Origin of the sequence: Mycobacterium sp. KBS0706, from assembly GCF_005938675.2 — a bacterium.
GTDB lineage: Bacteria > Pseudomonadota > Alphaproteobacteria > DSM-16000 > Inquilinaceae > Inquilinus.
Window position 1 is genome coordinate 105,872 of sequence record NZ_VCCH02000012.1, and the last position, 20,815, is coordinate 126,686.

The following is a 20,815-nucleotide window of genomic DNA, read 5'->3' on the forward strand; positions in this document are numbered from 1 at the left end:
ATTCGCGAGAGGGGCGAGGGGCGGTCGCGTGCCTCAGCTGGCGATGCCCGCGGCCCGCGGCAGCGGCGCCGTGCGGCCGAGGTCGCGGGCGGCGCGCTCGGCATCCGGGACGGTCCGGAAATCATGTCCCTCGAGATGCTGGAACCGGGAATCGGAAGCGTAGAAACGGAAGCCGCGCTTCTGGGCGACGACAATGCCGACCGCCTCGCCCGCGACCTCGATCGTGAACGCTTCGGAACGAACCATGATGGACCTCTGCGGAGACGGCGCACAGCGCCTGGCAATGACGGAAGCGACGGGAGAACAGGACGGCCGAGCCGTCAGTTCCGCCATCGCCCGGCCGGATGATCCGAGGTCGGGAGGGGCAGTCCGGTGCAGCTTGCCAACATCTCATCCTTCCGTGTCCTTGGCCGCGACCTTCAGAAGAAAGCGCCCGGCCCCTCGCCCTCTGCGGGGCGCGACTCGTCTGCTGGCATCAAGTGCTCGGCGGCCTTCATGAGGGGTCGCTCTTGCCGCCGACCCTCGCGCAGCGGGCGATGACTGTCAACGCTTAATACGCAGGCAATGCGCATAAAATTCATTGTCAAGTGAAGGTGATGTGAAACAGTAGTATTACTCGACGATCATTCGTTCCAGCGTCTCCAGCCGATCGGCTTCGGCGGCCGGCTTGTCCCAGCGGATACGGTGGACCCGGGGGAATCGCATCGCGACTCCGGATTTGTGGCGGGTGGAGCGGTGGACACTGTCGAAGGCCACCTCGAGCACCAGGCGCGGCTCGACCTCGCGCACCGGCCCGAAGCGCTTGACCGTGTGGTTGCGCACCCAGCGGTCGAGCTGCGCCAGTTCCTCGTCGGTGAAGCCGAAATAGGCCTTGCCCACCGGCACCAGCCGCTCGCCCTCCGGCTCCGTCCGCCACGTGCCGAAAGTATAGTCGGAGTAGAAGGACGACCGCTTGCCGTGGCCGCGCTGGGCGTACATCAGCACGGTGTCGAGGGTCAGCGCGCCGCGCTTCCATTTGAACCAGGGCCCCTTCGGCCGGCCGGCGACATAGTCGCTGTCGCCGCGCTTCAGCATCAGCCCCTCTATCGCCTGAGCCCGGGCGTTGTCGCGCAGCGTGGCCAGCTCGTCCCAGCTCTCGAACGGGATCATCGGCGACAGGTCCATCCGCGCCGGCCGCTCCCGCCCGATCCAGGACTCGAGCCGCACGCGCCGGGCGTCGAGGGGCAGCGGCCGCAGATCCTCCTCGCCCTCGAACAGGATGTCGTAGAGCCGCACCCAGGCCGGGTACTCCTGCATCATCCGGGCCGAGATCGCCTTGCGGTTCAACCGCTGCTGCAGGTCGTTGAACGGGGCGACGGCCCCGTCCCGCGCCACCAGCAGCTCGCCGTCCAGCACGGCGTGGAAGCGAATGGTGTCGGCCAGGTCTGGGAAGGCGCCGGTGACGTCGTCGCCGCTGCGCGAATAGATCCGCGGCGGCCGGTCGCCGCGGCCCACCACCTGCACCCGGATGCCATCCCATTTCCACTCCGCCCGGTAGGCGGCGGGGTCCAGCCCGGCGATGTCCTCGGCCTCCAGCGGATGCGCCAGCATCAGCGGCCGGAAGGTGGCGCGGTCGCCGATCTCCGGCTTCGGCCCCTGCCCCGACAGCCAGATAAACAGCTCCTCATAGGGCGGCTCCAGCGCGTGCCACAGCTCCTCGATCTCGTCGACCGGCTGGCCGCCCCATTCCGCCAGCGCCACCTTGGCGAGGCGCGCCGAGACGCCGATCCGCAGCGCGCCGGTGATGAGCTTCAGCAGGGCGAAGCGTTCCGACGCCGCCAGTGCGTCGAGCCAGCGTTCGATCAGCAGCGCCGCCGCGGCGCGCGAGGTGGCGCGCAGCTCCTCCACCACTTCGGTGATGGTCGGCTCGCGGTTGGCGCCCGGCTTCGGCGGCCAGATCAGCGCCACGGTCTCGGCCAGATCGCCGACGAAGTCGTAGGACCAGCCGAACAGCGCCTCGTCGACCCGCTCGATCGCCAGGTTGCGGATGGTCGAGGCCTTGGCCGCGGCGAAGCTCAGATTGCCGGTCAGCGCCGCCAGGGCCCAGCCGCGGTCCGGGTCCGGCGTGTGCTCGAAATAATCCGCCAGCAGCCGGAGCTTGCCGTTGCGCGACGGCATGTAGACCAGCCCCTCGATCAGCGCCGCAAACGCCTTCATGCGCTGTCGTCCTCCTCGAAGCCGATCAGCGCCAGGGCCCGGGCGGCGCGGCCGGACTTGCGGACCTGGTGGATCAGCGCCTCCTCCCGGCCATGGGTGACCCAGACCTCGCCGGCTTCCACCTCCTCGATCGTGGCGCAGAGCTCGTCCCAATCGGCGTGGTCGGAGATGATGAGCGGCAGCTCGACCCCGCCCTGCCGGGCGCGCTGGCGCACCCGCATCCAGCCCGAGGCGGCGGCCACCACCGGATCCGGCAGGCGGCGCGACCAGCGGTCGGCGCTGGCCGAGGGCGGCGCCAGCACGATCTGCCCGGCCAGCTCGGCCGTGGACGCCTCGGTGGCCGGCAGCAGCGGCCCGAGCGGCACGCCGAGCGATTCGTAGAGATCGCACAAGGCCTGCAGCGCGCCATGGATATAGATCGGCCGGTCCCATCCGGCCTGGCGCAGCAGCCGGATCACCCGCTGGGCCTTGCCGAGGACGTAGACGCCGACCAGATGCGCCCGCTCCGGGAACAGGGCGATGGAGTGCAGCAGCTTGCCGATCTCCTCCCTGTCCGGCGGGTGGCGGAACACCGGCAGGCCGAAGGTCGCCTCGGTGACGAAGACGTCGCAGACCACCGGCTGGAACGGCAGGCAGGTCTGGTCCGGCCGGCGCTTGTAGTCGCCGGACAGGACGACCCGGCTGCCGGCATGCTCCAGCACGATCTGGGCCGAGCCCAGGACGTGGCCGGCCGGTACGAAGGTGACGTCGACCTCGCCGATCCGCTGGGTCTCGCCCAGTGCCGCCGGCTGCAGGCTGCGGCCGGCCTCCTCGCCGTAGCGGGCGCGCATGATCGCCAGCGTCTCCGCCGTCGCCAGCACCGCGCGGTTGTTCGGCCGGGCATGATCGGAATGGCCGTGGGTGACCAGCGCCCGCTCGACCGGCCGCATCGGGTCGATATGGAACCCGCCGGGCACCACCAGCAGGCCCTCGGGCTGGACTCGGATCCACTGGTCGGGGCGGAGGGTCGGCATGGCCTCAAGGATATGGGACGGATCGAGGCGATGCCAAACGCCGGTTCAGTCCAGCGACGCCACCGGGATCGTCTTGCATGGCAGGTCCTCGCCCTCGGCCCGCTTGCCCAGCCAGACGCCGGCGAGCTGGTCGGCGAAGTACCATTTGCCGCTGAACCCGGACCCGCCGTCCTTGAAGGCGAAGGTCACGCTGCCGGTGCCGAACTTGTCGCTCCAGGTGAAGCGATAGAGCCCCCCGCCCAGCGATTCGCCGTCGCTGAGCTGTCCGTCATAGGGGCCGGCGGTGGAGTCGATCACGTGGTAGCAGCCGCCGCGCTTCTCCGGCTGGAAGGTCAGCATCGACGGCGCCAGCACGCCGCCCGAGGTGACCTGCCCGCGATAGGTGCCGGCCGGCACCGCCTGCCCCTGGGCCAAGGCCGCGCCGGCGAACAGCAGGACGATCAGGAGAATGAGGCGGCGCATGGCCGGGATGCTGCCGGCTGCGGCGGCGCGGCGCAACCCTAGTCCGCATTTCTCACCCTCGTTGTGCCCTGCGCCATCGTCCCATGCCGGGAGGGCAGGAGAGCGGCGCAGCGCGATGCGGGGGCATCGGGCAAGCCGTTCGACGCACCCTCCCGGCATGGGACGATGGCCCGAAGGGTCGCCTTGCGGCGGCCGCCTGCGGGCGCGGGCCGCTCGACCGTATGACCTGATACGCTCTTCGCAGCCCGCGCCCACATCCGACTCACCGCAAGGCGACGCAGGGCGCAAGGAGGGTGAGAAATGCGGACTGAACCTTGCCTTTCGCCGACGGCGGACGCAGGGTGCGCGCGATCCGACGAGAGACTGCATGACCCTGCCCGTCTGGTGCTTCGGCGCCGCCCATATCGACCGCCAGGCCCGCGCCCATCGCGCCGTCCGCCTCGGCACCTCGAACCCGGTGACGATCCGCACCAGCCTGGGCGGCGTCGCCCGCAACGTGGCCGAGACCCTGGCCCGGCTGGGCCTGCCGGTCGGCCTGGTCAGCCGCTTGGGGTCCGACCCATCGGCCGAGCGGATCCTGGCGGAGATGGCGCGGCTGGGCCTCGATCTGTCCCTGGTCGGCCGGTCGGAGAGCAGTGGCACCGCCAGCTACACCGCGGTGCTGGAGCCTGGGGGCGAGATGGCGGTCGCGATCGCTGATATGGGCATCTATGACGAGATCGGGCCGGAGGCCCTCGCTCCGGCGCTGGCGGCGGCGCAGCCAGCCTCCGCGTGGTTCGTCGACGCCAACCTGCCGGCGGAGGGGCTGGCCGCGGTGCTGTCCCATCCGGGCCGGCCGATGCTGGTGGCGGTCGACGCCGTGTCCTCGCCGAAAGCCGAGAAACTGCGCCGCCTGCTGGGCCGCATCGACCTGCTGTGCCTGAACCGCGACGAGGCCGAGGCGATCACCGGCCAGCCGGTCGCCGACGAGGCCACGGCCTGGACGGCGCTGCGCCGGCTGCGGGCCGAGGGCGTCGGCCACGTCGTGCTGAACCGCGGCGATGCCGGGGCGCTGGTCGCCGATGCGGCGGGTGAGGCCGCAGTCGCCGCCTGCCCGGCGGAGATCGTCGACGTCACCGGCGCTGGCGACGCCGCCGCTGCCGGGACGCTCTACGGCCTGGTCACCGGGCTGCCCCTGGCCGAGGCCGCCCGGCTCGGCCGCGCCGCCGCGGCGCTGGCGCTGGAGGCGCCGACCGCCGTGCCCGACACCCTGACCGTCGACGCGCTGCGCCGGCGCGCCCTCTCCGCGTGAGGATCCTGATGAACAGCCTGCTGTCGATCGCCCCCGAGGTCTCCGCCGCCCTGGCTGCCGGACGTCCGGTGGTGGCGCTGGAGAGCACCATCATCTCGCACGGCATGCCGTATCCGCAGAATCTGGAGATGGCGCGCCGGGTCGAGGCGATCATCCGCGAAGAAGGTTCAGTGCCGGCGACCATCGCGGTGGCCGACGGGCGGATCCATGTCGGTCTCGACGACGCGTTGCTCGAGCGGCTGGCGACGGCGAAGGACGTGGCCAAGCTGTCGCGCCGCGACATGGGCCCGATCCTGGCCGCGGGCGGGCTGGGCGCCACCACCGTGGCGGCGACCATGATCGCCGCCCATCTCGCCGGCATCCGCGTGTTCGCCACCGGCGGCATCGGCGGCGTGCATCGCGGCGCCGAGACCAGCCTCGACATCTCCGCCGACCTCGAGGAGCTGGCGCGCACGCCGGTGGCGGTGGTGTGTGCCGGCGCCAAGTCGATCCTCGACCTGCCGAAGACGCTGGAATATCTGGAGACCCGAGGCGTGCCGGTGATCGGCTACGGCACCGACACTCTGCCCGCCTTCTTCTGCCGGTCGAGTGGCCTGGCCCTGGCGCTGCGCCGCGACACGCCGGAAGAGGTGGCGGCCGTGCTGGCCGCCCAAGCGGCGCTGGGCTTCCCGGCCGGGGCGGTGATCGCCAACCCGATCCCGGAGGCGCACGCCTTGCCGGAGGCGGAGATCGACGCCGTGATCGCCGCCGCGCTGGCCGATGCCGACCGTGACGGAATCGCCGGCAAGGCGGTGACACCCTATCTCCTCGCCCGCATCGTCGAGCTCACCGATGGCCGCAGCCTGATCGCCAACATCGCTCTGGTCGAGCACAACGCCCGGGTCGGCGCGCGAATTGCGAAGGCCTGGGCGACGCTTACCGTGTAGGTTGGGTTCGCGAAGGCGAACCCAACACTCCCGCCGTCGGAGCAGCCGCTGGGTTCGCGTGCCGCGAACCCAGCCTACGCGACCAGGTCCCTCAGAACCGCCAGGACAGGGTGAAGGCCCCGTACTGGCTGAAATGGTCCTTCTGCTCCTCGAATTCCTGCGTCCGGTAGACATGGGTGTAGGCGATGCGGAGGTCGTCGATCTGGACCGCGATGCCGAGCTGCAGGTCGCCGACCAGCGGGTTCTTGGTAACGTGCGGGCTGTCCTCGAAGGTGTTGCCGTCGAGGAAGATGTTGCGGGCCACGGCCCGTCCCTCGACGCTGGCGAACAGGTACCAGCTGAAGCCGCTGGTCGGGATGAAGAAGTCCGACCCCGGCACGCTGGGCCGGATCCGCGGCGGCCCGTAATCGGCCGGCAGATCGAAGCCGAGCCGCACCGTGGCGCCGGCCGAGGCCTGGGTCAGCACGTTGCCGACGGTGGCGCCGACATAGGGTGACAGGTCGAAGCCGATGCCCAGCGGCGCCGCGGCGTACAGGCTGCGCCAGGTGCGCTCATAGCTCAGGAGCACGCCCGGCTCGTTGTTCAGCTGGTGCTTCCAGCCATGCGCCTTCTCCGCGCCGATGATGCCGTGCACCGTGTTCTGCACCTGCTCGCCGATGGCATAGGGGCCGACGACGCCGATCTGCAGTTCGAGCCGGTCCAGCCGGTCGCCCGAATCCGCCAGCACCGCGGCGCTGCCGTAGAGCCAGGCGGCATAGGGCCGGTCGTTCGGGTCCGGGTCGCGCAGCGAGATGTCCTTCGGCGTGTAGAGATTCTGGCCAAAGGACAAGGTGGACCGGATCGGCGCGGCGTCGGGGAACAGCGGGAAGGCGCGGGCCGCGGTGGCGAGCCAGTCCGGCGTCCCGGTCTCCGAGCTGGTATAGGCGAAGCGGAAGCCGTTGGTGTAGCCGCGGTCGGTGTTGGCAAAGAGGTCGTTCTCGAGGCCGAAGCTGATGAAGGCCCCCGGATCCTCGTCCAGCGGCCGCGGCGCCTGTGGCGTCGAGGTGATGATCGCCGGCCGCTTCGGCTCGACCGGTACCTCCTGGGCTGAAGCGATGGCCGGCAGCAGCGCGACGCCGGCCACGACTGAAACTGAAGACCACCGGAACCCGGTGCAAAAACCCATCCTGCTCCCCTTCCCTCACAGCCCGTCACCAGGCTCCTCGGCAAACGGAACGGCAGGGCAGCGCAACGGTTCCCGGCCGGAGGGGTGGTTCAGCGCGGGCGTTGCATGCTGAACACAGTGTCGAGCACGCCGTAATCCATATAGCCGAGCCGCGAGATCGCGCGCCGCGACGCGAGGTCGATGCGGCCATCGACGATCACCGATTCGTCGATATGGATCGACACCACCTCGCCGATCACGATGGCGCCCGGCACCGTCTCGCCCGCGGCGGTGGTCAGCGGCACCGACTTGACCCACCGGCATTCCAACGCCGCGGCGGCGGCCGCCACCCGCGGCGGCCTGACCAGCCGCGACGGCGCCATCTCCAGCCCGGCCAGCTCGGGCTCGCTGACCTCCGGCCCGACCGAGGCCGAGGTCGTGTTCATCTGCTCGCGCAGGTCCCAGGTGGCGAGGCTGGCCACGAACTCGCCCGTCGCCTCGGCGTTGCGTTGCGAATCCTTCGGTCCGCTGGGCGCAAACATCACCATCGGCGGCCGGTCGGCCACCGCGTTGAAGAAGCTGTAGGGCGCCAGGTTGACCACGCCGTCGGGACTGATCGTGCTGATCCAGCCGATCGGCCGCGGCACCACCAGGGCCTTGAACGGGTCGTGCGGCAGGCCGTGATCGCGCAGCCGGGGTTCGTAATCCATGGGTGATCTCGCGGTTCCGGGAACTCGATAGAAGAGGATACGGTGCCCGCGATTCAAGACGGACCGGGCCGGTGCGGGTCAGAACCCCACCCTGGACGTCCCTGCCTTGGCGTCCCGGAACCGGATCGCGACGACCTCCGACCGCAGGATCACGGTCTCGGTGCCCTCATGCGTCAGGTAGACGAGGTCGCGCGCGGTCCGCAAGTCGTGGGCCGGATGCTCGTGTCCGCCGCGGGTGAACAGCACCAGCGTCGCCCCCGTGCCGGCCGCCCGGAGCTTCTGGGCGTATTCCTCGATGATCGCTGCGTCCATGGCCTCCTCCTGCCCGGTTTCGGGCCGACGGTCAGGACCATGATGTCACCCGCAGCGCGCCTGTCGAGCCCATGCTGGACGAAGCAGCCCGGTTGTCAGAGCGCGACGCTGATGGCGAGCATTAGAAAACCGATCGCCGCCAGAATGGCTCTCACGACATGCGAGCGCTCCCATCGGTCGCGATAGGCGGTCCAGTTCTCCTCGACCGGCGTGTCCGAAGCGGTGCGATGCAGCGGGTCGAAGGCGAAGAAGCCCTTGCCCATGCGCTTCAAATCCCGGTTCCGCAGCCAGAACCCGTTCACCGGATGGGTCAGCAGCCAATAGACGGCGTGCATGGCGACCAGGGCGACGAACGCCGCCGCAACCCACCAGAAATCGGCGCTGCCGATCGGCGTCAGCAGCAGCAGGACCAGCACGGCCACCATGCCCGCCGCCTCGCCGAGGCCGCCGGCCCAGGTGAAGCCGGGATAGTAGATCGGCTGCACGGCCAGATACGCCTCCTTGCCGAGACGCATCTTGCCGGGCCGTTCCAGCGCATGGGCCAGGGCCGGCGTCAGGGCCAGCGCCACCAGGCAAAGGCTGAGCACCTCCAGGATCGAGAGCATGTGCCGTCTCCTCCGGTTCCCGAAGGAAACGGGCCGACTCCCTCAGAAGTTCAGGTTGCGGATGATCTGCCACTGCCCCGATGGGTTGCGCTGCCACACCGTGAGATAGAGCCCGGCGGAGGTATGGCTCTCGCCCTTGGCGTCGACCTTGGTGGTGCCGCCATGGCCCCATTCATAGATCAGCCCGTCGCGGATCACCTGGATCCCGTCCTGCTGGATGGTGCCGCCCGTGATCTTGCTTCCCGGCGTCAGCCGTTCCTTGAGGAAATCCTCGATCGCCGCCCGGCCGGCGACGGTCCTGCCATTGCCGAGGATGAACATGGCGTCGTCGGCGAAGGGCTCGGCGGCACGATGGACGTCGCCCGCCTGCAGCGCCGGCACCCAGTCGGCATTGGCCTTTTCGATCACCGGTTTGGCCGAGGCCAGGTCCTGCTCCGGCGTGGCCGCCGCGGCGGCCAGGGACAGCGACGTGCCGAGCATGAAGGCGGCGAACGGAAGACGGATCGTCATCGGGGGCTCCTCCTTGCAACTTGCCGGTCCGGCTTGGGATGGGTGCCGGATCTCTGCGAAGACTATAACCTGCAAGGAGGTTAGATCATCTTAAAACATGGCAATGCGACCGCCGGTCGACCCGGCCGCTCGCCTGTCTCGGACTGTGTGGTAGCGATCCGGCCCGGCTACAGCACCGTCGAGATCCGCCCGACGACGCGGGCGGCGATGCGGGCGGCGACGTCGAGGAAGGCGGGAAAGTCCATGTGGCTCTCGCTGCCGGCCAGGTCGCTGAGCGCCCGGACCACCACCACGGGCACGCCGAAGCGCTCGGCCACCGCCGCCACCGCCGCGCCCTCCATCTCGATGGCGACGCCGCCGAATTCGCGCTGCAGCCGCTCGCGCTCCTGCGCGTCGTTGAGGAAGATGTCGCCGGTCAGGATGGTGCCGAAGATCAGTCGCGACCGGTGCGGCTCGCCGCCGGTCGCTGCGGCACCGAATCCACCAATATCAAGACCTTCGAGAGCGTCCCTGATCTTCTCTCTGAGGTTCTGGTCCAGGCTGTAGCCGGCCTCTTCCGGAAATCCCGGCAGCGGCGGCACTCCGGGCTGGTAGGGTTTCAGCCGGCCGCCGACCCGGGCGCCATAGTCGTGCATGACCAGCCGGTCGGCCACCACCACATCGCCGATGTCGAGGTCCGGGTCGAGGCCGCCGGCGACACCGGAGAACAGCAGCGAGCTGCATTTGAACTCCTGCAGCAGCAGCGTCGCGACCATGGCGGCGTGGCTCTTGCCGATGCCGGCCTCGACCGCCACCAGGTCGCGGGTGCCGAGGCGGCCGAGGCGGAACCGGCAGCCGGCGATCTCGCGCTCGGTGCGCACCACCAGGTCGTCATGCGCCGCCAGCTCCTGCGGGATCGCCGCCATCAGCCCGATCGGTCCATCCGCACGCATCGCACCCTCCGCTGTCCGTCGCCGCCCCTTATGCCCCGGTCGTGCGGCCGGCGCAAAGGGTCAGGACAGGCCGAGCGCGGGCCGGCTCCGGCCGCCGGTCAGCAGGAAACCTGCGATCAGCAGCGCGAACCACACCGGCGCGACATAGAGCGCCACCCGGGTCGACGGGTCGAACCCGAGGAACACCGCAACCAGCACCAGGAATGCCACCACCAGCCAGTTGGCGACCGGCGCGCCGGGCATGCGGAAGGCAACCGGCGCGGCTTCGCCCCGGGCCACGGCGCGGCGGTAGCCGAGATGGGCGATCATGATGATGCCCCAGGTCCACAGGCTGCCGACCAGCGAGATGCTGGTGACCCAGATGAAGGCCTCTTCCGGCACCACATAGTTCAGCCCGACGCCGATCAGCATCACCGCGGCCGAGGCGAGGATGCCCGCCACCGGTACATGGTTGCGGCTGACCCGGGCGAAGGCGCGCGGCGCCTGGCCGGACCGGGCCAGGGTGAACAGCATCCGGCCGTTGCTGAACAGCCCGCTGTTGCAGGACGAGGCGGCGGCGGTGATGACCACGAGGTTGATGACGTCGGCCGCGGCGCTGAGCCCCAGCTTGTCGAACACGAAGACGAAGGGGCTGGCATTCGGGTCCAGCTGGGTCCAGGGCAGCAGCGACATGATCACCGCCAGCGCCCCCAGGTAGAAGATCAGGATGCGCCAGATGATGCTGTTGGTGGCGCGCGGCAGCACCTCGGCCGGGTTCTCGGCCTCGCCGGCGGTGACGCCGATCAGCTCCACCCCTTGATAGGCGAACATCACCATCTGCAGCGCCAGCACGGCGCCGAGCATGCCGAAGGGCAGGAAGCCGCCCTGCGACCACAGGTTGGTGACGCTGGCCCCCTGGCCCAGATCGCCGATGCCGAACACGATCACGGCCAGGCCGCCGACGATCAGCGCCACAATGGTCACCACCTTGATCAGCGCGAACCAGAATTCGAGCTCGCCGAACAGCCGCACCGCCACGATGTTGACCAGGGTCAGCACCGCCAGCGTCGCCAGCGCCGGGATCCATTGCGGCACCTCCGGCAGCCAATAGTGCACATAGACGCCGACCGCGGTGATCTCGGCCATGCCGATCACCACCCACATGAACCAGTACGACCAGCCGGTGGCGAAGCCGGCGAAGGGGCCGACGAACTCCTCGGCATAGGTGGCGAAGGACCCGGCCACCGGCTTGTGCAGCAGCAGCTCGCCCAGCGCCCGCATGATGAAGAAGATGGCGATGCCGCCGATGGCGTAGCTCAGCAGCAGCCCCGGCCCGGCCTTGGCGATCGCCTTGCCGGAGCCGAGGAACAGGCCGACGCCGATGGCGCCGCCGATCGCGATCATGTGGATGTGGCGGCTCTTCAGCTTGCGGGCGAGATCGCCACCATCGGCACCGGACGATTGGCTCACGGGGCCCATCGCGCTTCCTCCTGATGTTCCTCTGGGCCTGAAGCCCGTCGGCCGGCATCTTAGGAGGGAAAGGAAAAACCGCATCTCCGTTATTACATAATTTCGTGTCGTATTATCCGTCCTGTCACAAAGGATAATTCGAAAATAATGATTAAAAATGAGCCGATGTTTGTACGACGAAAGATCACGGATCATCTGGAAATCGCTATCAGCAAGGATGGATTGTCTCGGTTCACTTCTTCAGAACGGGACCCAGACGATCGATCCGGTCGGTCTCGATGCCGCCGGCATAGCCATCGGCCACCAGATCGGCCACCAGCGCCGGATCGTCGATGCCTTCGGAGAAGCCGCCGCCCCATGGGCCGATCAGGAAGACCGGCGTGCCCACCGCCTCCATCCGGACGACGAAAAGGTGCGGCCAGCCCCACAGCCACGGTGCGACATTCGACGGCACCAGCAGCACCGATCGCCAGCAGGACTCCGGCACATGGCCGGTCCAGCCCAGCGCGGCGTAATTGACGAAGCAGTCCTTGATCGAGGCGCGGGACATCGACCGGAAACCGGGCAGCCGCTCGCGCAGCACCGCGATCGGCCGGTCGCCGCCATACGCGGCCAGCAGGTCGCGGCGATCTGCCGGCAGGGCTGCGAGATACCCGGCCAGCAGTTCCCCCTCGGCCGGGTCGTTGCTCTTGACGTTCAGCAGGAAGCGGCGCCCGGGGAAGGCCTCCAGCACCTGGTCCAGCGACGGCATCAGCCCGACGCCCTTGCCCCGGAACGGGAAGGACTTGCCGCCGTCAGCAGTGTAGCCGTGGCCGATGTCCAGCGCCTGCAGCTCCGCCAGGCTGTGCTCGCGGGTGACGCCATGGCCTTCGGTGCGGCAGTCGACGGTCCAGTCGTGGAACACAGCGAAATGCCCGTCCGTGGTCGGCTGGACGTCGATCTCGACCGCACCGGCGCCGAGCTCGAAGGCGGCGCGCATCGAGGCGATGGTGTTCTCGAGATAGGGATGCTCCGGCGGCAGCATCCGGGCCGCGGTGCAGGTGTCGCCGGCCAGCCCCTTCCGGTCGAAGCCCTGGGCCAGGCCGCGATGCGACACCAGCACCGGCGTCCCGCCCGGCGCGCCTTGCAGCAACGAGCTGTTGTTGAAAAACACGAACGCGGCGAATGCACCCAGGGCGACGAAGGCAACCAGCGGGCGCTTGCGTGTCCGGCGGTTCATCAACTGCTCCGATAGGTGGCCGTGGCGGCGCAGGCTGATCGCGGATCATGGCCGAAACAGTGCGGCGCCGTGACCGTTGGATGTCGCGGCGCCAGCCTGCGCTACCTCGGGGACCGCCGGCCGCTCTGCATCTCGGACCACTGGTTGGCCAGGTCGCCGACCAGCACCGCCAGCGCCACGCAGCTCCAGACCACGATCTCGGCCACCGCGGGATCGGGCGGCCGGTCGAGTCCGGTCAGGCCGAGGATCAGGCGGCCCTCGAAGAAGGTCAGCGCCACCGCGTAGCTGCGGGTCATCCATTGCCGGTGCTGCGGGATCCTGCCCTTCAGCGCGAAGGCGAGGCCGATCCCGGTCGTCACCATCACGAGCACGGCGTCGACGATCGCGGCGACGGTGAAGGAGCGCGAGGCCCCCGCCGCCTCGTTGATCCACTGGATATAGGCGCCCAGCGGCGCGAAGACGAAGACGCCGGCGACATAGATCCGGCCCACCACGCGGTGCACCACGGCGAAGCGCCGGCGCAGCCGGTCGGAGAACTGCAGCGGCGCCAGCAGCAGCGCGCTGGCTCCGGCCACGCCATGCGGCAGCAGCCACCATTGGAAGGACCGGTAGTGCTGCCACACCGGGTTGTCGGGTTCGACCAGGAAGCGCTCGTTGTGGCCGATGACATAGACCGTCATCGCCAGGATCAGCGCGAAGACCACCGTCTTCGCGCGTGGCAAACGGAAGGACCGCCGTACCGGCTCTATCGCGACCATGCTGATCTGCTCCAGCTTGTTGCCGGACCAGAAGGCCGGATCCAGATGTCCGGGGGATTTCGTCCGCGGGCCGATGCGTTGCACCCGCAACATGACGGCCGGCTGGCGAGAACAAAAACACAACAGTTGCGTCCGGGCCGACTATGGGCTGATCTGGGCGGACGCATTCCCGGCCGAAACGAAGGGCCCATGACCGCCTTGGCGGAGATCGCCGAACCGCTGCTGCCGCCCGCCTTCCTGGGCTGGTTCCGGCACAAGGGCTGGACGCCGCACTCGCATCAGCTGGAGATGCTGCAGGCGGCGCGCGACGGCAGCCATGCCCTGCTGATCGCCCCGACCGGCGGCGGCAAGACCCTGGCCGGCTTCCTGCCGACGCTGACCGAGCTGGCGGAACGGCCGCGCGAGGGGCTGCACACCCTCTACATCTCCCCGCTCAAGGCGCTGGCGGTCGACATCCACCGCAACCTGGAGCAGCCGATCGCCGAGATGCGGCTGCCGATCCGGGCCGAGACCCGCACCGGCGACACGCCGCAGATCAAGCGCGAGCGCCAGCGCCGCCACGCGCCGCAGATCCTGATGACGACGCCGGAAAGCCTGGCGCTGCTGCTGTCCTACAACGACGCCGACCGCATCTTCGGGGCCCTGCGCTGCGTCATCGTCGACGAGTTGCACGCCCTGGCCGGGACCAAGCGCGGCGACCTGCTGGCGCTCGGCCTCGCCCGCCTGGCCACCCTGGCGCCGGAGGCCCGCCGGATCGGGCTGTCGGCCACGGTCGCGCACCCCGACGCGCTGGTCGCCTGGCTGTCGCCGACCGGCCATGCCGACCCGGCGCTGGTGCGCACGGTCAAGGGGCCTCCGGGCATCAAACCGGTGGTCGAGATCCTGGAAACGGAGGGCCGCCTGCCCTGGTCCGGCCATATGGGCACCTATGCCGCCGCCGAGCTGTATGAGCGGATCCGCAAGGCCGGCACCACGCTGCTGTTCGTCAACACCCGGGCGCAGGCCGAGCTGGTGTTCCAGGCGCTGTGGCGGGTGAATGACGACGTGCTGCCGATCGGGCTGCATCACGGCAGCCTGGCGGCGGAGCAGCGCCGCAAGGTCGAGGCGGCGATGGCGCGGGGCGAGCTGCGCGCGGTGGTCGCCACCTCCTCGCTCGACCTCGGCATCGACTGGGCGGCGGTCGACCTGGTGATCCAGATCGGAGCGCCGAAAGGCGCCAGCCGCCTGCTGCAGCGCATCGGCCGGTCGAACCATCGCTTCGACGTGCCTTCGGTGGCGCTGCTGGTTCCGGCCAACCGGTTCGAGGTGCTGGAATGCCAGGCCGCCTCCGACGCGGTCGAGGCGATGACGCTGGACGGCGACCCGCCGGCCCCCGGCACATTGGACACGCTGGCGCAGCACCTGCTGGGTTGTGCCTGCTCCGCCCCCTTCGACGCGAAGGCGCTGTTCGTCGAGGTGCGGCGGGCGGCGCCCTATGCCGCGCTGCCGAAGCGCGATTTCGACGATGTGCTCGATTTCGTCGCCCATGGCGGTTACGCCCTGCGCAGCTACGACCGTTTCCACCGGCTGAAGCAGGATGCCGAGGGTCGCTGGAAAGTGGCCAGCGCCGTGGTTGCCCGACAGTACCGGATGAATGTCGGCACCATCGTCGAGCAGGAGACGCTGAAGGTCCGGCTCGGCGGCGGCTTCGGCAAGGTGCTGGGCGAGGTCGAGGAGTATTTTGCCCAAGGCCTGGTGGCAGGCGACACCTTCATGTTCGCCGGCCAGCTGCTGCGCTTCGAAGGCATACGCGAGATGGCGGTGATCGCCAGCCGCACCGCCACCGGCGAGCCGAAGGTGCCGGCCTTCGCGGGGGGCCGCATGCCGCTGACCACCCACCTGGCCGACCGGGTGCGCCGCCTGCTGTCGACCCCCGCCCATTGGCCCCGGCTGCCGGACGACGTGCGCGAATGGCTGGAGTTGCAGCGGGACCGCTCCGGCCTGCCCGGGCCGGGCGAGTTGATGATCGAGACCTTCCCGCGCGGCGGCCGGCACTACATGGTGGCATACTGCTTCGAAGGACGGCAGGCGCATCAGACGCTGGGCATGCTGCTGACCAAGCGGATGGAGCGGGCCGGGCTGGGGCCGATCGGCTTCGTTGCCACCGACTATGTGCTGGCGACCTGGAGCCTGCACCCGGTGACCGACCCGGCGCCGCTGTTCAGCGAGGACATGCTGGGCGACGACCTGGAGGCCTGGATGGGCGATTCCAGCCTGCTGCGCCGCACCTTTCGCAACGTCGCCATCATCGCCGGGCTGATCGAACGTCGCTCCCCGGGCGAGAAGAAGACAGGACGCCAGGTCACGGTCAGCGCCGACCTGATCTACGACGTGCTGCGCCGGCACCAGCCGGACCACGTGCTGCTGCGGGCCACCAGGGCGGATGCGGCGCGCGGCCTGGTGGACGTCGCCCGAGTCGCCCTGTCGCTGAAGCGGGCCCGGCGCAAGCTGACCCACCGCGCTCTCGACCGCGTTTCCCCCCTCGCCGTCCCGGTGCTGCTCGAGATCGGCCGCGTCAGCGTCGCCGCCGGTGCGATCGACGCTATGCTGGAGGAAGCCGCCGCCGAAATGATCGCCGAAGCCCAGCCGAAGCGGAGCGAACGCGGCCGCAAGCGGGCGTGACCGGCCGGCATCGTTTGTCGCCCCGGCTCGGATTTGCTAAAATTGCGTCCTTCAGGGCGAGGACGAGCCCATGGAACGGCCCGAGGTCCAGCGCAGGCTGGCGGCGATCCTGGCGGCGGACATGGTCGGCTACAGCCGGCTGATGGAGGCCGACGAGTCCGGCACCCTCGCGCGGCTGAAGACCCACCGGCTCGAGCTGATCGACCCGGCGATCGCCAAGGCCCGCGGCAGCATCGTCAAGACCACGGGCGACGGCCTCCTGGTCGAATTCGCTAGCATCGTCGACGCGCTGACCTGCGCCACCGAGATCCAGCGCCGGATGGCCAGGCGCAACAGCGACGTTTCGCCGGCGCGCTGGATCCAGTTCCGCATCGGCATCAATCTCGGCGACGTGATCGTCGAGGACGGCGACCTGTTCGGCGACGGCGTCAATGTCGCGGCCCGGCTGGAGGCGCTGGCGGAGCCGGGCGGGATCTGCGTTTCGGGCGCGGTGCGCGACCAGGTCGGCGACCGGCTCGACGTCGGCTTCGAGGATCTCGGCGAGCAGGCGGTCAAGAACATCTCGCGGCCGATCCGCGTCTACCGGGTCCGGCTCGACCTGCCGGCGGCGGAAGCCCCATCCGAGGTTGCCGCCAGCAGTCCCGTCCCGACCAAGCCCTCCATCGTCGTGCTGCCCTTCGCCAATATGAGCGGCGAGGCGGAGCAGGAATTCTTCGCCGACGGGTTGACCGAGGACATCATCACCGAGCTGTCGCGCTTCCACGAGCTCCTGGTGATCTCCCGCAACTCCGCCTTCGTGCACAAGGGCAAGGCGGTGAAGGTGCAGGACGTCGCCCGCGAATTCGGCGTCCACTACGTGGTCGAGGGCAGCGTGCGCAAGGCCGGCGGCCGGGTGCGAGTCACGGTGCAGTTGATCGACGCCGAGACCGACCGGCACATCTGGGCCGAACGCTATGACCGCGACCTGGCCGATATCTTCGCCATCCAGGACGAGGTCACCTCGGCGATCGCCGCCACCCTGCCCGGCCGGGTCGAGGCCGCGGCGCGCGACCGGGCGAAGCGGAAGACCACGGGGAGTCTGGAAGCCTATGAATGCCTGCTGGCCGGCAAGATCCTGCACCACCGGTCGACGCGGGACGACAACGCCGAGGCGCTGGCGATGCTCGATCGCGCCGTAGCCCTCGACCCGAAATACGCCCATGCCCATGCTTGGCGGGCCTGCGTGCTGGGCCAGAGCTGGGTCAATGGTTGGTGCGCCGACCGCGACGCCACCTGGGATGCCGTGGTCGGCGAGCTCGAGACCGCGATCGCCCTCGACGACAACGACGCCGATGTCCACCGCATCCTGGCCGCGGTCGCCCTGGCGCGGCACGAATTCGAGAAATCCTTCTATCACCAGGAACGGGCGATCGCCTCGAACCCGAATTACGACCTGATCGTGGTGCAGCAGGGCGAGATCCTGACCTGGCTCGGCCGGCCGGAGGAAGGCATCGACTGGATCCGCAAGGCGATGCGCCTCAACCCGCATCACCCGGAGCGGTTCTGGAGCCATCTCGGCCGGGCCTACTACACCGGCCAGCGCTATGCCGAAGCGGTGGAGGCCTACAGCCACATCACCAAGCCCGACCACACCCACCACGCCTTCCTGGCCGCCGCGCTGGCCTGGATGGGCGACGCCACCGCCGCCGGCGCCCATGCCCAGGCGGTGCTGCGGACCAATCCCGACTTCACGGCGGAGGCGTTCCTGGCGACCCTGCACTACAAGCGCGACGAGGACCGCGCCCATTGCCGCGACGGCCTGCTCAAGGCCGGGCTGCCCGCCTGAACGGCCGGGATGTCTTTCGAATCAGCGACGTCTGGAGCGGGATGAGCTCAGGCCAAATCGGGTCACCCCGATCGCATCAACGCAGTGAGTTATCGCCTTTCCCATTTGCGCGTGCGGGACCTTTTAAGAACGGCGATCCCCCCTTTGCCGTCATTCCCGCGAAAGCGGGAATCTCTGTCCGATCGTCAGGCGTGACGAGATCCCCGCTTTCGCGGGGATGACGGGTTGGGGGATTTTGAAACGATATCGCTGGCGAGAACCGCCACGCGCATGCCTGCGGCCACGGCGACCAGGTGCTCCGGTCAGCCGTGGCGACGCATGGGGGCGAGACTCTGCGGGCGGCGCCATCGGGCGTTGCGCTCCGTGTCGCGGCCTGGATGTCCGGCCCGATCGGCGTCGGTCCATTGCCGCCGGTCGCGGGGCGGCGCCGTGGCGGGCGGCCCGGTGTCGCCGGACGGCTGGTCGTCCCCGGGGTCGCCGGTATCCTCGGCCGCGATGGGGTGGCTGGAGGAGGCGCGGCGCGAGGCCGGGCCGGAGAACTGGCGCTTCGGGCCGACGCCGGCAGCATCGGTCCCGGCTTTCGCCGCGGCCGCCGGACTGCTGGCAGCAGGCCCGCCGGCCGGAGGCATTCCGCCGGGCGGGAGGCCGAGGGCCCGGCACAGGCTGGCGATCAGCGCCTCGATCGGCAAGGCGGTGTCGGTGAGGTCGACGTCGATGCGCTCGTCCTCGGTCAGCTTTTCCCAGAGATCGACGGTCAGCCGCTCCCGGGTGTCGGTGTCGGGAGCCGTGGCGATGACTTGGGCGACGCCCTGGGCGACGGCTTGGCGCCGGTTGTCCTTCTCGGCTTGCCGGCTCTTCCGCCGGACTTCGGCCTCGCGCCGCGCCTTCTCCCGCTGCTCGCGCAGCTTGATCTTCAGCACGACGGCGCGGCGGATGCCGAGGAACAGGCTGCTGAAGCGGGTCTCCATATCCCCGGCGCGGTCGAGATCGCCGGCCGCGAGGGCGGCGACGCCCACGGCCTGGAAGCCGGTGGCCAGCGCCATGGCGAGCTCCATCAGCTCGGACAGCATCGCGGCCGCGTCTGAAATCAGCGATGCGGCTTCCTGCTGCTGCCGGCGCAGCCTGGCCCCGAGCGCAACGACCCGGCGGATGGCGAGGAAGAGGCTGCTGAAACGGGCCTCGGCCTTGCCGGCGCGATCGAGAGCGCCGGCCGCGAGGGCGGCGACGGCTTGGGCCTGGAAGGACCGGGCCATCTCCAAGGCGAGCTTGGTCAACCCGGACAGTATCTCGGTCTCCCGGACGGACTCATCCGTGGCCGGCGAAGCGGCGGACGGAGCCTCGGTTGTGCTGGTATCGACCATTTCGAGATTAGAACAAAATAGGAACATGTGGTCAAGGAAAATTGCACCGTCATTCGAATGCGATCCAGGGCGGCCCCGGCGCGCTGACGGGACCGGCCTCAGTTCATCCCGCCCCGTTGCAGAACTCGCTTGGGGTAAACACCTGGATGTCGCTCACCGGCGCCCCCTCCTTCACCACGTATTCGGACACCCCGTAATGGTCCTTCGCGGCCGGGCTCCAGTTGTAAGTCCATCCCATGCCCGTATAGGGGTAGCCGGAGTCCCGGAAATCCGCGATGTAGGAGCTCCACATCTGGCCGAAGACGAAGAGCTGCGTCTCCGGTGAAGACGAACGCTTCGGCAGAGCGAAGGAGCATTGCGTCGTCCCGATCTCCGGACCGCTGGCGCAGGGCCGGAAGATGTGGTCCGGAGCGACGCTGAACTGGACGAGCTCCCAGTCACCCCCCGCCGGCGGCATGCCGAGCAGTTGTTCGAGGGCCAGCACCGGATCCGGTGCGCCCTTGCAGGCCGGCCGGGATTCCGAGGGCAACGACACCCACGTCGCCGACAGCACCTTGCCCGTGCCGCCGGCATTCCGGGCGAGCCGGAGAACGCCCTTGGACCGCGCGACGGACTCCGTCGGTTCGACGGGGTCGTCCGTCTTGGTGGTCAAGGTGACGACCGTGACCTCCGACGCCCGTGGATCGATCGGCATCAACTTGCGCTGGAAGGACGGCCGTTTGACGGCGGAGTCATAGATGGCCTGTCGATAGAGCTGGGCGAGATCCTCGCTGTCGCCGGCCATGCGTTCCGCGCAAGCAGCCAAGCCTGCGAGCGCGATTGCCCCGACGGCGGCTCGGGCCGCACCTGTCAATCCAGTCATGAAATCCCCCAGCATTATTCATCACGAAAATCGCGGGCGGACGCGCCCCGGCCGCGAAGCGGCGGGCGGCGGCACCGGACCGGACTCTAGCAGAGAAGGGCGTGGCCTGCAGACTCGCTCGGCGGACGATCGTCCTGCCGGGACGCACCGGGCCGCCGTCCGATCACGAGATGTGTCCTGCCCTGGCCTCAGGGATTCGCTAGGATCCCGATCCGCGCAGCGAAATCGGGGAGAGGTGATGGCGGAGGATGCGGACAGGCGGGACCGCGTGGCCCGGGCCAAGGCGGCGCTGGAAATCGATGCCTCGCCGGCCAGCCGGAAGCGGATCGAGTCCGGCTACGAAGCGCTGTGTGTCGACCTGGTCAGCGAATGGGTGCTCGGCGAGCGCCGCCACGAGACCCAGGGGCAGCAGGCCGAGGCCTGGATCGCCCGGTTCTACGATGCGCTGCACGGCGACGAGCAGCCGGACGCCAACCGGATCTACGCCCGCTACCAGCTCGGCCTGCCGCGGGCGCAGTACCTGGCGCGGCTGCTGCGCGCCCGCCGCACCGCGCAGTGGCGGGCCGCCGCCAGGCTCGA

The 20,815-nt window shown here is 69.6% G+C and carries 20 protein-coding genes; 5 read left to right on the forward strand and 15 right to left on the reverse strand.

All coding sequences use genetic code 11. From position 1 onward, the window contains the following. Positions 1 to 33 precede the first annotated feature (33 nt). The 4 genes from FFK22_RS09180 to FFK22_RS09195 form a co-directional block, all read right to left on the reverse strand. Positions 34 to 246, reverse strand: a complete 213-nt coding sequence (locus FFK22_RS09180; RefSeq protein WP_138885977.1) for a hypothetical protein — start codon at positions 244 to 246, stop codon at positions 34 to 36. Between the two features lie 366 nt (positions 247 to 612). Next, complete coding sequence (locus tag FFK22_RS09185; protein WP_138885976.1) at positions 613 to 2,196, reverse strand: cisplatin damage response ATP-dependent DNA ligase; 1,584 nt, start codon at positions 2,194 to 2,196, stop codon at positions 613 to 615. Next, a complete protein-coding gene (locus tag FFK22_RS09190; protein ID WP_138885975.1) occupies positions 2,193 to 3,209 on the reverse strand; it encodes a ligase-associated DNA damage response exonuclease in 1,017 nt (338 codons plus the stop codon). Before FFK22_RS09190 ends, FFK22_RS09185 begins: the two co-directional genes overlap by 4 nt. 45 nt (positions 3,210 to 3,254) lie before the next feature. Then, complete coding sequence (locus tag FFK22_RS09195) at positions 3,255 to 3,671, reverse strand: hypothetical protein (protein ID WP_138885974.1); 417 nt, start codon at positions 3,669 to 3,671, stop codon at positions 3,255 to 3,257. A gap of 367 nt (positions 3,672 to 4,038) precedes the next feature. On the opposite strand from FFK22_RS09195, the gene FFK22_RS09200 reads away from it, so the two are divergent. After that, on the forward strand, positions 4,039 to 4,962 hold the full coding sequence (locus FFK22_RS09200) for a PfkB family carbohydrate kinase (RefSeq protein ID WP_186002388.1): 924 nt from the start codon (positions 4,039 to 4,041) through the stop codon (positions 4,960 to 4,962). 8 nt (positions 4,963 to 4,970) lie between these two features. Then, complete coding sequence (locus FFK22_RS09205) at positions 4,971 to 5,888, forward strand: pseudouridine-5'-phosphate glycosidase (protein ID WP_138885972.1); 918 nt, start codon at positions 4,971 to 4,973, stop codon at positions 5,886 to 5,888. A gap of 91 nt (positions 5,889 to 5,979) precedes the next feature. Here FFK22_RS09205 and FFK22_RS09210 read toward each other — a convergent pair whose 3' ends face one another. The 9 genes from FFK22_RS09210 to FFK22_RS09250 form a co-directional block, all read right to left on the reverse strand. Beyond that, complete coding sequence (locus FFK22_RS09210; protein ID WP_138885971.1) at positions 5,980 to 7,053, reverse strand: lipid A deacylase LpxR family protein; 1,074 nt, start codon at positions 7,051 to 7,053, stop codon at positions 5,980 to 5,982. 89 nt (positions 7,054 to 7,142) lie between these two features. Further along, complete coding sequence (locus FFK22_RS09215; RefSeq protein ID WP_138885970.1) at positions 7,143 to 7,742, reverse strand: flavin reductase family protein; 600 nt, start codon at positions 7,740 to 7,742, stop codon at positions 7,143 to 7,145. Between the two features lie 78 nt (positions 7,743 to 7,820). Further along, positions 7,821 to 8,054 carry a hypothetical protein gene (locus tag FFK22_RS09220; protein ID WP_138885969.1) on the reverse strand — a complete coding sequence of 78 codons (234 nt, stop codon included), beginning with the start codon at positions 8,052 to 8,054 and terminating at the stop codon, positions 7,821 to 7,823. Between the two features lie 95 nt (positions 8,055 to 8,149). After that, entirely contained in the window at positions 8,150 to 8,659 is a 510-nt protein-coding gene (locus FFK22_RS09225) for an anthrone oxygenase family protein (protein ID WP_138885968.1), read from the reverse strand. 42 nt (positions 8,660 to 8,701) lie between these two features. After that, a complete protein-coding gene (locus FFK22_RS09230; protein ID WP_138885967.1) occupies positions 8,702 to 9,169 on the reverse strand; it encodes an SgcJ/EcaC family oxidoreductase in 468 nt (155 codons plus the stop codon). Between the two features lie 167 nt (positions 9,170 to 9,336). After that, positions 9,337 to 10,101, reverse strand: coding sequence for a 5'-methylthioadenosine/adenosylhomocysteine nucleosidase (locus tag FFK22_RS09235; RefSeq protein WP_138885966.1), 765 nt, complete (start codon positions 10,099 to 10,101; stop codon positions 9,337 to 9,339). Positions 10,102 to 10,161: 60 nt separating this feature from the next. Then, complete coding sequence (locus FFK22_RS09240; protein WP_138885965.1) at positions 10,162 to 11,559, reverse strand: amino acid permease; 1,398 nt, start codon at positions 11,557 to 11,559, stop codon at positions 10,162 to 10,164. A gap of 223 nt (positions 11,560 to 11,782) precedes the next feature. Continuing rightward, on the reverse strand, positions 11,783 to 12,769 hold the full coding sequence (locus FFK22_RS09245) for a glycerophosphodiester phosphodiesterase family protein (protein WP_138885964.1): 987 nt from the start codon (positions 12,767 to 12,769) through the stop codon (positions 11,783 to 11,785). A 101-nt stretch (positions 12,770 to 12,870) separates the two neighbouring features. Next, the gene (locus tag FFK22_RS09250; RefSeq protein WP_186002389.1) at positions 12,871 to 13,527 is read right to left on the reverse strand and encodes a DUF2306 domain-containing protein; all 657 of its coding nucleotides are present in this window, start codon (positions 13,525 to 13,527) and stop codon (positions 12,871 to 12,873) included. 189 nt (positions 13,528 to 13,716) lie between these two features. Here FFK22_RS09250 and FFK22_RS09255 point away from each other — a divergent pair, with 189 nt between their 5' ends. Together FFK22_RS09255 and FFK22_RS09260 are read left to right on the forward strand one after the other, a co-directional pair. Continuing rightward, entirely contained in the window at positions 13,717 to 16,188 is a 2,472-nt protein-coding gene (locus FFK22_RS09255; RefSeq protein ID WP_138885962.1) for a ligase-associated DNA damage response DEXH box helicase, read from the forward strand. A gap of 70 nt (positions 16,189 to 16,258) precedes the next feature. Continuing rightward, a complete protein-coding gene (locus FFK22_RS09260) occupies positions 16,259 to 18,013 on the forward strand; it encodes an adenylate/guanylate cyclase domain-containing protein (RefSeq protein ID WP_138885961.1) in 1,755 nt (584 codons plus the stop codon). Between the two features lie 302 nt (positions 18,014 to 18,315). Here the strand turns inward: FFK22_RS09260 and FFK22_RS09265 are convergent, their stop codons facing one another. Both FFK22_RS09265 and FFK22_RS09270 read right to left on the reverse strand, forming a co-directional pair. Beyond that, on the reverse strand, positions 18,316 to 19,287 hold the full coding sequence (locus FFK22_RS09265) for a hypothetical protein (protein WP_138885960.1): 972 nt from the start codon (positions 19,285 to 19,287) through the stop codon (positions 18,316 to 18,318). A gap of 190 nt (positions 19,288 to 19,477) precedes the next feature. Next, positions 19,478 to 20,158 carry a hypothetical protein gene (locus FFK22_RS09270; protein WP_138885959.1) on the reverse strand — a complete coding sequence of 227 codons (681 nt, stop codon included), beginning with the start codon at positions 20,156 to 20,158 and terminating at the stop codon, positions 19,478 to 19,480. A gap of 316 nt (positions 20,159 to 20,474) precedes the next feature. On the opposite strand from FFK22_RS09270, the gene FFK22_RS09275 reads away from it, so the two are divergent. Further along, a partial coding sequence (locus tag FFK22_RS09275) for a hypothetical protein (protein WP_143956808.1) occupies positions 20,475 to 20,815 on the forward strand: 341 nt, incomplete at its 3' end.

Excerpts from the sequence above, each read along its gene's own strand:
- FFK22_RS09180 (WP_138885977.1), bottom strand. The coding sequence starts at position 246 with ATGGTTCGTTCCGAAGCGTTCACGATCGAGGTCGCGGGCGAGGCGGTC.
- FFK22_RS09185 (WP_138885976.1), bottom strand. The coding sequence starts at position 2,196 with ATGAAGGCGTTTGCGGCGCTGATCGAGGGGCTGGTCTACATGCCGTCG.
- FFK22_RS09190 (WP_138885975.1), bottom strand. The coding sequence starts at position 3,209 with ATGCCGACCCTCCGCCCCGACCAGTGGATCCGAGTCCAGCCCGAGGGC.
- FFK22_RS09195 (WP_138885974.1), bottom strand. The coding sequence starts at position 3,671 with ATGCGCCGCCTCATTCTCCTGATCGTCCTGCTGTTCGCCGGCGCGGCC.
- FFK22_RS09200 (WP_186002388.1), top strand. The coding sequence starts at position 4,039 with ATGACCCTGCCCGTCTGGTGCTTCGGCGCCGCCCATATCGACCGCCAG.
- FFK22_RS09205 (WP_138885972.1), top strand. The coding sequence starts at position 4,971 with ATGAACAGCCTGCTGTCGATCGCCCCCGAGGTCTCCGCCGCCCTGGCT.
- FFK22_RS09210 (WP_138885971.1), bottom strand. The coding sequence starts at position 7,053 with ATGGGTTTTTGCACCGGGTTCCGGTGGTCTTCAGTTTCAGTCGTGGCC.
- FFK22_RS09215 (WP_138885970.1), bottom strand. The coding sequence starts at position 7,742 with ATGGATTACGAACCCCGGCTGCGCGATCACGGCCTGCCGCACGACCCG.
- FFK22_RS09220 (WP_138885969.1), bottom strand. The coding sequence starts at position 8,054 with ATGGACGCAGCGATCATCGAGGAATACGCCCAGAAGCTCCGGGCGGCC.
- FFK22_RS09225 (WP_138885968.1), bottom strand. The coding sequence starts at position 8,659 with ATGCTCTCGATCCTGGAGGTGCTCAGCCTTTGCCTGGTGGCGCTGGCC.
- FFK22_RS09230 (WP_138885967.1), bottom strand. The coding sequence starts at position 9,169 with ATGACGATCCGTCTTCCGTTCGCCGCCTTCATGCTCGGCACGTCGCTG.
- FFK22_RS09235 (WP_138885966.1), bottom strand. The coding sequence starts at position 10,101 with ATGCGTGCGGATGGACCGATCGGGCTGATGGCGGCGATCCCGCAGGAG.
- FFK22_RS09240 (WP_138885965.1), bottom strand. The coding sequence starts at position 11,559 with ATGGGCCCCGTGAGCCAATCGTCCGGTGCCGATGGTGGCGATCTCGCC.
- FFK22_RS09245 (WP_138885964.1), bottom strand. The coding sequence starts at position 12,769 with ATGAACCGCCGGACACGCAAGCGCCCGCTGGTTGCCTTCGTCGCCCTG.
- FFK22_RS09250 (WP_186002389.1), bottom strand. The coding sequence starts at position 13,527 with ATGGTCGCGATAGAGCCGGTACGGCGGTCCTTCCGTTTGCCACGCGCG.
- FFK22_RS09255 (WP_138885962.1), top strand. The coding sequence starts at position 13,717 with ATGACCGCCTTGGCGGAGATCGCCGAACCGCTGCTGCCGCCCGCCTTC.
- FFK22_RS09260 (WP_138885961.1), top strand. The coding sequence starts at position 16,259 with ATGGAACGGCCCGAGGTCCAGCGCAGGCTGGCGGCGATCCTGGCGGCG.
- FFK22_RS09270 (WP_138885959.1), bottom strand. The coding sequence starts at position 20,158 with ATGGCCGGCGACAGCGAGGATCTCGCCCAGCTCTATCGACAGGCCATC.